Source organism: Butyrivibrio sp. (genome assembly GCF_017433805.1).
Lineage (GTDB): Bacteria > Bacillota > Clostridia > Lachnospirales > Lachnospiraceae > Butyrivibrio.
The window spans coordinates 41,307-54,763 of record NZ_JAFRGN010000007.1 but is presented as its reverse complement, the minus strand read 5'-3'; the positions used below and the strand labels follow the sequence as shown (position 1 = coordinate 54,763).

The 13,457-nt window shown below is 33.8% G+C and carries 15 protein-coding genes; all 15 read left to right on the top strand.

The genetic code is table 11. The annotated features are described in order from the left end of the window. The first annotated feature begins 22 nt into the window (after positions 1-22). The 15 genes from IJI01_RS00780 (at position 23) to IJI01_RS00710 (ending at position 13,440) form a co-directional block, all read left to right on the top strand. On the top strand, positions 23-1,087 hold the full coding sequence (locus tag IJI01_RS00780) for a hypothetical protein (RefSeq protein ID WP_292184357.1): 1,065 nt from the start codon (positions 23-25) through the stop codon (positions 1,085-1,087). A gap of 31 nt (positions 1,088-1,118) precedes the next feature. After that, entirely contained in the window at positions 1,119-2,543 is a 1,425-nt protein-coding gene (locus IJI01_RS00775; protein WP_292184354.1) for an aminotransferase class I/II-fold pyridoxal phosphate-dependent enzyme, read from the top strand. A gap of 20 nt (positions 2,544-2,563) precedes the next feature. Next, positions 2,564-3,439, top strand: a complete 876-nt coding sequence (locus tag IJI01_RS00770; protein ID WP_292184351.1) for a sugar phosphate isomerase/epimerase family protein — start codon at positions 2,564-2,566, stop codon at positions 3,437-3,439. Positions 3,440-3,441: 2 nt separating this feature from the next. Then, positions 3,442-4,137 carry an acylneuraminate cytidylyltransferase family protein gene (locus IJI01_RS00765; RefSeq protein ID WP_292184348.1) on the top strand — a complete coding sequence of 232 codons (696 nt, stop codon included), beginning with the start codon at positions 3,442-3,444 and terminating at the stop codon, positions 4,135-4,137. Next, positions 4,127-5,173: an N-acetylneuraminate synthase family protein gene (locus tag IJI01_RS00760; protein WP_292184345.1), complete on the top strand. Its 1,047-nt coding sequence runs from the start codon at positions 4,127-4,129 to the stop codon at positions 5,171-5,173. Before IJI01_RS00765 ends, IJI01_RS00760 begins: the two co-directional genes overlap by 11 nt. A gap of 14 nt (positions 5,174-5,187) precedes the next feature. After that, a complete protein-coding gene (locus IJI01_RS00755; protein WP_292184342.1) occupies positions 5,188-5,832 on the top strand; it encodes an acetyltransferase in 645 nt (214 codons plus the stop codon). A gap of 44 nt (positions 5,833-5,876) precedes the next feature. Further along, on the top strand, positions 5,877-6,575 hold the full coding sequence (locus IJI01_RS00750) for a WbqC family protein (RefSeq protein WP_292184340.1): 699 nt from the start codon (positions 5,877-5,879) through the stop codon (positions 6,573-6,575). Between the two features lie 9 nt (positions 6,576-6,584). Continuing rightward, complete coding sequence (locus IJI01_RS00745) at positions 6,585-7,262, top strand: acetyltransferase (RefSeq protein WP_292184336.1); 678 nt, start codon at positions 6,585-6,587, stop codon at positions 7,260-7,262. 16 nt (positions 7,263-7,278) lie between these two features. Next, positions 7,279-7,515, top strand: a complete 237-nt coding sequence (locus IJI01_RS00740) for an acyl carrier protein (protein ID WP_292184334.1) — start codon at positions 7,279-7,281, stop codon at positions 7,513-7,515. Further along, positions 7,502-8,206: an SDR family oxidoreductase gene (locus tag IJI01_RS00735; RefSeq protein WP_292184331.1), complete on the top strand. Its 705-nt coding sequence runs from the start codon at positions 7,502-7,504 to the stop codon at positions 8,204-8,206. The genes IJI01_RS00740 and IJI01_RS00735 overlap by 14 nt, the downstream gene beginning before the upstream one ends. Positions 8,207-8,230: 24 nt before the next feature. After that, on the top strand, positions 8,231-9,049 hold the full coding sequence (locus tag IJI01_RS00730; RefSeq protein WP_292184328.1) for a formyltransferase family protein: 819 nt from the start codon (positions 8,231-8,233) through the stop codon (positions 9,047-9,049). Between the two features lie 14 nt (positions 9,050-9,063). Next, positions 9,064-9,786, top strand: coding sequence for a class I SAM-dependent methyltransferase (locus tag IJI01_RS00725; RefSeq protein WP_292184325.1), 723 nt, complete (start codon positions 9,064-9,066; stop codon positions 9,784-9,786). A 27-nt stretch (positions 9,787-9,813) separates the two neighbouring features. Then, the gene (locus tag IJI01_RS00720; protein ID WP_292184322.1) at positions 9,814-10,761 is read left to right on the top strand and encodes a hypothetical protein; all 948 of its coding nucleotides are present in this window, start codon (positions 9,814-9,816) and stop codon (positions 10,759-10,761) included. A 78-nt stretch (positions 10,762-10,839) separates the two neighbouring features. Then, on the top strand, positions 10,840-12,381 hold the full coding sequence (locus IJI01_RS00715) for an amino acid adenylation domain-containing protein (protein WP_292184319.1): 1,542 nt from the start codon (positions 10,840-10,842) through the stop codon (positions 12,379-12,381). 81 nt (positions 12,382-12,462) lie between these two features. Further along, a complete protein-coding gene (locus IJI01_RS00710) occupies positions 12,463-13,440 on the top strand; it encodes a glycosyltransferase family 2 protein (RefSeq protein ID WP_292184316.1) in 978 nt (325 codons plus the stop codon). Positions 13,441-13,457: the final 17 nt, after the last annotated feature.

Genomic DNA, 13,457 nt, shown 5'->3' with positions numbered 1-13,457 from the left:
TAGAAGCATGAAAGTCCTACTAATGATAATTGGAACAAGGTTTCAATTATTAGAAGCTATTCAAATAAAAAAAAATTTCTATAATCATGATGTTGTTGACGTAATATTAAATTCGAAACAATTTGACTATAGGTATGAAAAAACAATTAAGCCATATTTTAGAAATGTTTATAGAATTGAGGATGATTACTTTCCTAGAAAAGAAAGGATGTTTTATTACGTTTTGCCTCAGTTGGCATTATTAAAAATAGGGATTAGTCGCCCATATGAATATACGGATGTATTTTTTTGGAATCCAGGCCATACATACTATTATGTGAGAAGATATGAAATATTAAAAAAAATTCAATATCAATGGCATATCCTTCAGGATGCACAGGGAAGCTATGTGGTTAATGAAGGATACGGGATCTTTGGAAACTATGAGAATAATTTAATTGGTAAAGTTACGAGATATCTTGATAATAAAGTTTTTAATGTTGATTCACCAAAGATAATAGATGAATATTTATGGAAGCCGGAATTGAAATTAGTAGCAAGTAAACATACAGTCATTGAAGTCCCTTCTATTGACTGTACAGACAAGAAATATGTCAGGGAGTTAAATGAAGTTTTTGGATATGAAAAAAAAGAAATATGCGACGAATACGTATTTTTAGATACTTCGCATGGATATTTAGATGATGAATACTCTATGAATATAATAGAGGACTTAGGTAAGAGGATTGCCCCTCGAAAGATAACAGTAATACCACATCCGGGGCAGGATATTAGTGTATATGACAATGTTAAGCAATATATTAATATCTTTGAGAATAATGTTCCGTGGGAAATCAGATGTATGAATGGAGAAGTGCAAAACAAGATTATTATTGGATGTATTTCATCAGCGCTCTATTTTCCATATGTGTTGTTTGGAGATACGTGTGAGGTGTATACTTTTGCTACGGGAATGAATTATGAGAAATGCATTATTCCCAAAAATATATTTGATTCAATGATTATATTACTTAATAGGGTCGAAAAATATAACAGGCACTTTCACATCGTAAAAGATGTAGATGAAATATTATCAGTTGAAAAGTGATATTGAGTAATAAAGGAAAGGGTATAACGTTATGGGCATTGAAATTATGAAATGTTCGGTGGAATCCACACTGGAAGAGGTTTTGAAATGCATAGATGTTAATGGTAAAAAGGCAGCATTTCTGGTGGATAGAAATGATATTATGGTTGGAATCCTTACTGATGGCGATATTAGGAGATGTTTGTTGGATGGACATGGATTAAAAGAAAAAGCTATTCAATTTGCGATCAAAAGCTTCAAGTATGCGCATGTTGCAGATAACCCTGAAGAAGTGTTCAAACTATTTGATTATAAAGTGTCAATTCTTCCCATACTAGATGAAAAAGGAAGAGTTGTTGATTATTCTGAGTATAATGAGAATATGCATATTTCTGTTGCGCAGCCGCAATTAAATGGTAATGAGTATAAATACTTGATGGATGCATTTTTGTCTACTTGGATTTCTAGTAATGGAAAGTATATTACTCAATTTGAAGAAAAATTTGCAGCTTTTTGTGGTGCTAGTCATGGTGTTGCAACGTCAAACGGGACAACTGCTTTACATTTAGCTTTAGTAGCGCTTGGGATAGGAGTAGGCGATGAGGTTATTGTTCCAGATTTAACTTTTGCGGCAACAATTAATGCTGTAATATATACGGGTGCTACACCTGTAATTGTAGATGTCGAAGAGGATAGTTGGTGTATTGATCCAGATAAGATAGAAGAAGCTATAACTGATAAGACAAAGGCAATAATACCAGTTCATGTATATGGACAACCATGTGATATGGAGAGGATATGTGACATTGCTCATAGGAACAATATCATTATAGTAGAGGACTGTGCGGAAGCTCATGGTGCAGAATTCAATGGTAAAAAAGTGGGAACCTTTGGAGCAATTGGCTGTTTTTCATTCTTTGGAAACAAGGTAATTACTACGGGAGAAGGGGGAATGTGTATAACCAACGATACCGAACTCGATCGAGCAATGAGAGTGTTAAGAGATCACGGAATGAGTAAAACGAGGAGGTATTATCATGAAGTGGTTGGTTTTAATTATAGAATGACTAATATGCAAGCGGCTATCGGATGTGCGCAGTTAGAAAGAATTACTGATATTCTGCAGGAACGAAAAAAACTGGAGGATTTATATAGAGAAAGATTGAGCGATTCAGCAATTGTTTTTCAGAGAAATAATCTTGCAAAGCGCAAGAAGATAACTTGGTTAGTTTCTGGATTGGTTGAGGAGAAAGTGCGTCCTAAGTTATTTGCGAAGATGGCTGAAGGTGGAATAGATACAAGAGGCTTTTTTACTCCACTGAGTGAGATGGATATTTACAGACAATATGCTAATCGGACTTGTGAGGTATCACATCATATTTCTAAGTGTGGAATTAATTTCCCTACATCTTATGAAATTAGTCAAGAAGTTATTGATAGGATTCATGATGATTTAAATGCTGTGGTTAATGACTAAGTATATAGAGGAAAGACATTTTGACGAAAAAGGCTATGAATATATATGTAAGTACAGGAGCGTTTAAATCTAAAAGTTTAAAAGAAGTGCTGGATTTAGCTAGTAAAAATGAGATATGGAATATTGAACTGGCACCAGGACTAGATTATGATCCTAGGACAATTGAGATTTTGAATGACGCCAAAAATGAATTCGCTTTCCTTGTTCACAACTATTTTCCTACTCCCGAGAAAGCTTTTGCACTTAATTTAGCGTCTAATAATAAAGAAATAGAGCGGTTAAGCGTTGGCATGTGCATGGAAGCAATAGATATATGTGCTGAATTAAGAATACCATACTATTCTGTGCATTGTGGTTTTTGCTTTGATACGGATGGTTCTGCACTAGGTAGCAGAGAACAGATATATTTAAAAAGAATTCCTTATGAAGAAGCAAAATGTAGATTTGTAGCTAATGTCAACGCGCTTTGCAACTATGGAAAAAAGAAGGCGGTAGGAATAGCTATAGAAAATAATGTTGCTGCTAACTTTGCCAAGAATGATAGACAGTTGCTGCTGGGAGTTGATGGTGAAGAGATTCGAGAACTTCTATATTCTATTGACAGTGACAATATTAGCTTTTTGATGGATTTAGCGCACGCTAAAGTGTCCAGTAACACATATAAGTTTGATTTGGATAAGTTCATTGATGAAACGATAAATTATGTTAAAGAGGTCCATGTTAGTGAAAATGATGGCGTATCCGATCAAAACATAGCAATTACAAGTGAAGGATATTTGTATAGTAAATTATCTAAATATAAGAATAAAACCGTTACTTTGGAAGTATATAATTTGGAAATAGATGAGATTTTATCGCAAATAAGAATTGTAGAGGAAGCAATAAGTCGAGGATAATAATGAAGAGTGTAGCAGTTATACCGGCAAGGGGCGGCTCAAAAGGAGTGCCACAAAAAAATATTCGAGAGATAAACGGATTGCCTCTAGTAGCGCATACGATAATCGCAGCAAAAGAGTCGGCGATGTTTGACAAGATAATTGTATCAACGGATAGCCACAAAATAGCTGAAATTTCAAAGCTATATGGCGCAGAAGTTCCTTTTATTAGGCCAGATAGTATATCTGGTGACTTGGATTCTTCGGATTCTGTTGTAGAGCATGCACTTCTTTTTTTGAAAGAGAACGGAGAAAATTACGATTATGTCTGTAAACTTCAGCCAACATCCCCTCTTAGAACAGAAAGGCACATAAAAGAGGCATTCTCTCTCATTAAGGAGAAAGAAGCTGATTTTGTGGTGAGTTTTTGTGAATGTGAGCATTCTCCACTGTGGAGCGGAACTTTGGGCGAAGATGGTAAAATGGATGATTTTATGTCAGACGTTGATAAAAGGGCTTGCCGTCAAGAATTGCCTAAGTTTTACAGATTAAATGGGGCGATTTATTTAGGAAGAACGAATCAGTTTATGAAAAATAGAAGTTTTATTGGTAAAAATGGATTTGCATATATCATGGATCAAACAGATTCTATAGATATAGATAGTGAATTAGATTTTTTGATTGCAGAGTTTTTAATGAGGTTACGCGATGGAGTTTAGTAAAGATATAGTTATTGGATCGAAAGTGATTTCTCCTGATTCTCCAACTTTTATTATTGCAGAAGCAGGAGTTAATCATAATGGAGATATGCTTATAGCAAGAAAACTGATTGATGCAGCAGCTGAATGTGGAGTTGATGCCGTTAAGTTCCAAGCATTTAAGACAAAAAATCTAATTTTAGATAACATTGCAAAGGCTCCTTATCAATTAAAAACCACCAATAATCAAGAAACTCAGTCCGATATGCTGAAGAAACTTGAAGTGGGTACTGACGATATGCGCTTACTTAAGGAATATGCAGAGAGTAAAGGGCTGATTTTTTTGGCTACACCATTTGAAGAAGATAGTTTAAACGAGTTATGCGATATGGAAGTTCTAGCATTAAAGGTTGCAGCAACTGATCTTACTAATGTGCAGTTTTTAAAGCAAATTGCAGCGAAAAATAAGCCGATAATTCTTTCTGCTGGGATGTGTTATTTAGAAGAAGTAAAGAAAGCGTTAGAGACAATAAGCCCAATTAATGATAGGGTTATTCTTTTGCAGTGTACAGCAAATTATCCAATTTCTGATGAAGAAGCTAATTTAGGAGTTATTAGGACATTTATAGATTCATTTAATATGTTGGTTGGTTATTCTGATCATTCAAAAGGAGTTGGAGCTGCCCCTTATGCTGTAGTTTCTGGGGCTAAGGTTGTGGAAAAACATTTTACTCTTGACAAAAATATGGCAGGTCCAGATCATAAAGCATCTATAGAACCATCAGAATTAAAAGAACTTGTAACTACAATAAGAAAAGTTGAAAAGTACGTAGGGAATGGTTTGAAGATGCCAACGTGTTCGGAACAGATGACGAGGCGTTCATTGCAAAAATGTTTTGTAGCAAAAAATGTGATACTGAAGGGGGATGTCTTCTCGGATAATAATATTGTTGCAAAACGAACTAATGGGGACGGTATATCTGCGCTATATTATGATTGTATTATAGGCAAGATTGCAGATAGAAATTATGATGTAGATGATATCATAGTTTTATGAGGGTAAAACTACATATGGATTATTTGGATGATTTTTATGGAATAATTGGATGCGGGGGGCACGCTAGATCTGTAGCAGACACTATTTTATGTAGCAAAAAAAATGCGCAAATTGTTTTTTTTGATGACAATGCTCAGGAGGATGAATTTATTCTAGGTGAATTTCCGGTGATGAAGCTTACAGGAAACTTAGAATATCTAGCAAAATCTAAAAATGTGTTTTTGGGAATTGGAGACAATGCCAAACGTTGTCAAATAGTTGATATTTTGAAAGCAGAAGGTATTACTAAAAATATTTATCGTGAGTTAGTATCTATAAACGCTAGAGTGGGAGTTGGTTCAACAATTGGTGTTGGTACATACATTGGTGATGCTGTACATATTGGACCTCAGGTAACTGTAGGTGAGTTTTCGATAGTTAATACTTCTGCTGTTGTTGAACACGAGAGTTCAATTGGGGATTATTCTCATATTAGTGTCAATGCAACGATATGTGGAAGATGTAAAATAGGTGAAAACACGTTTGTTGGAGCTGGAGCAGTTGTTAAGGATAATGTTGTTATCAGCAATAACATTATCGTAGGAGCTGGCGGAGTCGTTGTGAGAGACTTGATTATACCAGGTATATATGTTGGTAATCCTGTGAGATTAAAAAAATAATACATTTGGGCTAATATTATGTAACATATAGTGAGAGGGATTTGATGAAAACAGCAGTAATGCAACCCTATTTTTTTCCGTATCTCGGCTATTGGCAAATGCTTAATGCTGTTGATAAGTTTGTTATTTTGGATGATGTCAATTATATTAAGCGTGGTTATATAAACAGTAATTCGATACTGATAAATGGGAAAGCACATAAGTTTACTATTTCGATAGAAAAACCATCACAAAATAAGCTGATTAATGAAACAAAGCTTTTTTTTCCGAAAGAGGAACGCGAACGATTATTAAGAACAGTTGATAATGCTTATAAAAAAGCTGATTGTTATTCAGCTTTTTTTTCTGTATTTAAAAGCATAGTTTTATATGACTCATCGGATCTTACAGAGTATTTGAAAAATTCTTTAATAGAAGTCTCTAAGTATCTTGATGTACGTACAGAAATTCTTTTATCATCAGAAATAGAAAAGAACAATTCTTTAAAGGCGGAAGAACGTATAATTGAGATCAATAAGTGTTTAGGAAGCGATGTATATATTAATGCTATAGGTGGACAGGCACTTTATGATGCAAAACATTTTAGAGATGTGGGGATTGATTTAAAGTTCATTAAAATGGGGGATGTCAAATATAGGCAGTATAATAACGAGTTTGTTCCTAATCTTTCATTTATTGATGTATTAATGTTTAATGGTATAAATAGTACCAAGCAGTTGCTAGAACAATATGAATTAATATGAGGAGATGTTATGAGTAAAGCGGTTATCTTTGGAGTTAGTAAAGTGGCGGAAGTGTTATTTCAAACCATAAAAGATGATAAGTCAGATGTTGAAATTTCGGCATTTTGCGTGGACGAGGAATATCTTACTGAGAATTCTAAAAATGGAATACCAGTTGTTTCATTTGAGAAGGTACAGGAGTTGTTTCCACCAAATGAATATGAAATGTATGTGGCTATAGGATATCACGATCTAAATGATGTCAGAAAAACTAAGTGTGATGAGGCGATAAAAAAAGGCTATGTATTGCCAAGCTATGTAAGTTCTAGAGCAGATGTGGCTTCGAATGCTAGCATTGGTTCAAATACTTTTATTTTTAATGGTGCTATTGTTGGTCCATACTGTGTGATAGGAGATGATAATCAGATTTATTCTGGAGCAGTTATTTCGCATCATGTAAATGTTGGAAACCATAATTGGATTACTTCAGGAACAGTAGTTGGTGGAAACACTACAATCGGTAATAATTGCTTTATCGGTATAGGGAGCACAATTGGTCATAATATTACTTTGGGAGACTACAATTTCCTAGGTACAAATGCTGTAATTACAAAAAATACTGAAGATAATTCTGTATATATTGTTGCAGATACACCTAAGTATAGATTAGACTCAAAAAGGTTTACTAAACTTTTTAAATTTGATTAAAGAGAGGAAAAAGGTTATGGAAAAGATTATTTCAATTTTAGCAGAGACATTTCGTGTTAACGAATCTAAGATTACGTTGGAAATAGGCATGGAAGATATTGATTCATGGGACAGTTTAACACACATGGAAATGATAGCAAATTTAGAAAGTGAATTTGACTTTGAATTTACTACCGATGAAATTATGAAGATGATTACTGTTAAAGATGTAGTTAACGTGGTTGAGGAGAAATTAAAAAATGCAAATAGCTGATAAGACAGTAGTTGTTACGGGTGGACTAGGAAGTCTGGGATCTTCTGTGGTTAATGCTCTTAGAGAAAAAGGGGCAAATGTTATTATTTTTGATATTAGAGATGATGAAGCACAAAACGCATATAAAGTAGATTTATCTGACGAAAATGAATTAGTGAGTGTCTTAGAGAAGATAGACAAGATTGATGTGCTTATAAATTGTGTCGGGGAAATATATTCAGAACCGGCAATTAATCCAATGAAAATGCAAGCGCATGGAGTAGATAGCTGGAATAGAGTAATAAACAACAATTTGAATACATGTTTCATGACGAGCACTAGGATTGCTCAGAAGATGGCAAGAGATAGAGTAAAAGGTGTAATAATAAACTTTAGTTCGATTTCTGCTGCTGGCAATGCGGGACAGATAGCTTATTCTGCTGCAAAAGCTGGAATAGAAGCATTAACAAAAGCTTTAGCTAAAGAATTGGGAATGTTCAAAATAAGGGTATGTGCTTTGGCGCCAGGTTTTATTGAAACAGAGTCTACTAAAAATTCTTTGTCAGAAAGTATGCTGGACTACTGGAAAAAAGAAACTCCATTAAGAAGGTTAGGTAAAGTCGAGGATATTACCAGAACCATAGAATATGTAATAGAAACAGATTATTTATCTGGTGAAATAATACATATTGATGGTGGATTAACAATTTAATGAACTAATTTAAAGTGAAATGATATGGCAAAATATGCATTTGCTGGTAATAGAGCTGCAGTATTAAAAAAAATGTTAGATTTGGGCTTGGATATTACTTGTGTCTGGGCGGTAAAAGGTTCATATCTCGAACGATATTTAATTGAAAACAAAATTAATTATAATACTTACGAAAATAAGAACGATCTTGTAAGACAGCTTCAAGAAGCGGATTTTGATATTTTTATTAGTAATGGATTACCAGTGATTTTACCAATTACGGAATTGTCAAAAAGTGGGAAAATGTTTGTGAACATTCATCCATCGCTACTCCCTGATTTAAGGGGGTGCGATCCTGTTCCGGGAGCAATACTTTTTGGGAAAAACTCAGGTGCTACCTGCCATATTATGGATGATGGAATAGATACAGGGGGTATTATTTCTCAGGTTGAGATTCCAATATCTGAGGATATTGATGTGGGGTTATTATATCAAATATCTTTTATGGCAGAAGCAAAAGCTTTTGAAGAGGCATATCATCGGAATTTCATGGTGAATACCATGCAGGAAAGTAAGGAAGATAATATATACTATTCTTTTGCAGATAAGGATTTGATGATTAAGCTAGATGAAGAGGAATCAGATGCTTTAGTACGTAGAGTTAGAGCTTTTTCAACCAAGAATAAGGGAGCTCGTATTATTATAAAAGGCAACGAGTATATTATAAATGATGCACAGATTATTTCTAATAAAGTTGCTATTAGTTTTTTAGATGAAGTGATAGATAGTGAGACAGGCTTTTTTTATGAAAATAAAGTAATAGTAAAAAATAGAAATGGCTATATAAAGTTTACTTTAAGGTAATTATGGAGGCGAATATGGAAAAAGAAGGACATAATTCTGGTGAATTTGAAAACTTAAGATTTGATAACAGGCGGGCAGATTTTTACAAATATCTAGAGTATTTGAATGAATCTCAGATACCTACGGATGAGATTTTGATGGAAAGTACTGCTTATATTGGACACATGCAACTGAATAGAATCTTAACCATTTACGAGTTGTATAAAAAAACTTTAGGTATAGCGGGGCATATAGCAGATGTTGGAGTATATAAAGGAGCATCATCATTACTTTTTGCTAAATTGGTAAGGATTTTTGAACCTGAAGCGCTTACCCTTGTACATGGTTTCGATTGGTTTGAGGGAATGAAGCCCACCAAAGATGATCCTGACTATATAGTTGAGGGCGGATATTGTGCTGATTATCAAAGCGTGATGCGACTTGTAGAATTACAGAAATTGGATGATATTTTGAAAATTCATAAAATGGATTTGACTAAAGATTGTAAGGACTTTTTTGAAAAGCATTCGCATATTAAATTCAAACTAATTATGATGGACGCGGGATTGTATGAGGTTATGAAAGCTTCATTGCCATTCTTTTGGGAGCATCTAGCGGTTGGGGGAATAATAATATTTGATCAGTATTCACATGAGTTTTCACCAGGAGAAACTCGTGCAGTTAGCGAGATTATACCAGATGCTATAGTAAGAACCATTCCAAATTCGTGGATGCCTAATGCATATATTATCAAATAAGCATATTTTATAAGGAGAAAATCGATCATGATGAAATGGGAAAAAAGGGGGCAGATATTTTGCCCCAGGGGGATACACAGATGGATGTATTCACATGCTCAAGTGCCATATGCTGTTGAGTTAGAAGATTGCATCAGAATATATTTTGCTACAAGGGAAGATTATGACGTTAATGGACAGTGCTTAAGCTACGGTGGTTATATTGATGTTGACAAAGAAGACTTTTCAAAAGTATTAGATATTTCTGATGAACCGGTTTTATCTCCTGGAGGAATTGGCGAATTTGATGAATTTGGAGCTATGCCTGTAAGTATAATAAAAAAAGAAGATGTTTTTTATATGTTCTATGCAGGTTGGACAAGAGCGGTAAGTACACCGCATAAAGAAGCGATAGGTCTTGCACAAAGTAAAGATGGAAAAGTGTTTAACAAAGTGGCTCTGGGACCATTAGTCGGAGATACTTTATATGAACCATACTTGCATAGTTGCCCAGTAGTATATCTGATAGATGGTGTGTATCATATGTTTTACACTACTGGAATTAAATGGGTTCAAGGAAAAGATAGAATGGAGACGCAATATCTTATTCGACATGCTGTATCACATGATATGTTTAATTGGGACTTTGAGTATAAGAATATTCTGCAACCGAGAGTTGAGCTAGAATGTCAAAATTCGCCTACTATGTTCTTTTACAATGGAAAGTATCATATGTATTTTTGCTATAGATGTGGACTTGACTTTAGAGATGAAAAAGGTAGGGGATATTCAATAGGTTATGCGGTTTCTGATGATTTATTTCATTGGGAAAGAAGGGATGAAGAGGTTGGGATAGAGATTTCTGAAACTGGCTGGGATTCGGAGATGATGTGTTATCCTAGCATATTTGAATATTCGGGCGATTATTATATGTTTTATAGTGGTAATCATTTTGGCAAAGAAGGAATTGGATATGCAAAGCTAATGAGGGAATAGATAATTATAATATGATTATTATATAAGCTTCTATTGAAGTTTATTGCAAAATATATGCCTAAGATGGCAAGGATGAACATGATGAACAGTAAATATATTTACAATTTAGGAATGTATTTCGAAGCTATAACTGAGGAATGCTCTAATGAATGTGCGATAATTTGGGATACTGATGAAAAGATTACTTTTTTAGAATTGAATACTATATCTAATAAAATTGCCAATCTTTTTTTGTTAAAGGGAATCAAGAAAAATGATGTTGTAGCTATTCAAAATAACAAAACAAAGTATGGCTTTGGCTGTATGTTGGCATGTTTAAAGATAGGTGCAACGTACACAAATTTTGATTATACAAATCCATTAGAAAGAATTAGAAAAATATTTGATACTGCTTGCCCTGTAATAGTTGTCGCTGACGAAAGCAACGACATGATTTATGGGTTATGCGAAGAAAAGAACATCGAATACTTTGTTATTCCTGATGCAGATAAAGAAATTGAAAAACAGGAATCAAAAGTATCAACTGAAATCATTACTTCTGTTACCAAGTCAGATCCTGCATATATTATGTTTACATCTGGGTCTACAGGTATTCCCAAAGGTGTTCTTATAAGTCAGGGAAGCCTTATAGATTTTATATCATGGGGAATGAAGACTTACAATCTAAGAAGCAATGATATACTTACCAATGTTAATCCTATATATTTTGATAATTCTGTTTTTGATTTTTATTGTTCCGTGTTTAATGGAATATCAATGCTAGCTGTTCCTAAAAGCATGGTTGAAAAGCCAAAAGATATGCTTGAATTGATTGATAGGGTTGGTTGTACTTTGTGGTTCAGTGTTCCCTCTATGCTCATATATTTAACGAATCTCAAACTTCTTAGTGAAAATGTTTTACAGAGCGTTAGGATATTTGCTTTTGGAGGAGAGGGATATCCCAAGGAACTACTGAGGAAACTATATAGAATATATGGTACTAAATCTGAGTTTTATAATGTATATGGCCCAACAGAAGGCACATGCATATGTTCTGCGTATCATATTTCTGATGAAGATATTGAAGCGGAAGGACTGGCTCCTTTAGGAAAGATTGCGCCTAATTTTAAATATGTGATTTTGGACGAAAATGATAATGAATCTCAAATAGGTGAGTTATGTATTATGGGAACTCAGCTCGCTTTAGGATATTACAATGATGAAGAGAGAACAAATAAATCATTTGTTAGAAATCCTTTGCAAAAGAATTATTATGAAAGAATGTACCGAACAGGTGATTTGGTAGAATTAGTATCTGATAATCTCTATTTTAGAGGACGCGTAGATAATCAAATCAAACATATGGGGTATAGAATTGAATTGGAGGAGATAGAGAGTTCATTGATCAAATTAGAAGGTGTTAAACAGTGCGCAGTAATACATACATTATCCAAGAACCAGTTTTCTAAATTAGTAGCGTATGTTGCGACGAATGAAGGACTAACTGAAGAAAATATAAAAAGACATCTTAAAGATTATTTACCACAGTATATGATTCCTAATCAGGTAATAATTGTGGATGAACTTCCCAAAAATGCTAATGGTAAAGTGGATAGACAGATTTTGAAAATGAGCATATAAATGGATCGTTATAATCAGATGTGATTATTTTGAATTATTATGATAAAAAGCGAAAAAATAGTAAAAAATGGAGATTTTTTTATGCCAAATAATAAAGTGATGGTGAGTGTGGCGTGTATGGCATATAATCATGAAAAATACATTAGACAGGCACTTGATAGTATTTTGTCGCAAGAGACTGATTTTGAGTTCGAGATTTTGGTTCACGATGATGCTTCGACTGATGGAACAGCTGAGATAGTTAGTGAATATGCTGCTAAATATAGTAATATCATACCGATTATAGAAGAAGAGAATATTTATTCTCAAGGTTATAATGTCGTTCTACCACTGCTACGACGTGCTCGGGGAAAATATATGATTGTTTTAGAGTGTGATGACTTTTGGTTGGATCATTCAAAACTTCAAAAACAGGTTGAATATATGGAGAACCACCCTGAGATGTCCGCTTGTGCGCATCAGACATTAGCTTATAATGTCTTGTCTGGAAAAACATGGCTTATGGCCAAAAATCAAAATGATTGTAATATATCGTTGGATGATGTGATAAAGAGGAATAATGTTTATCATCTATCTTCAATGCTTTTTCGTACGGACATATATAACAAATTTTTTGAGTGCATGAAGAATGTTGAATGGTTATATACCCCGGGGGAATATGCAATGGAAATTTTTTTTCTTTTTTACGGAAAGGTACATTACTTTGATGAGATAATGACCTTTTATAGAAGATACTCAAGTGAATCATCATGGACTTATCAATATCATATTTTAGATAAGAATGAAAGTATTAATCGAAAAATGTTAGAGTCAACAATTAGAATGTTCCGTATTTTTGATGAATGGACAAGCTATAAGTATCATAGGCTAATGGAAAGGGCCATTTCATCTAGAATTTTTGCTTTAAATGATTATAAATGTGAGCTTAAGGATCTTAACGATCGTTATATGAGAAAATATTTTATATATGAAATGCCAATTAGAAAAAAAATGTATGTGGTATTGTCAAATACTCCATTATATGCGATATATAAGATGAAAAAAAATACGTCAAAATAGACATATACGGATAATGG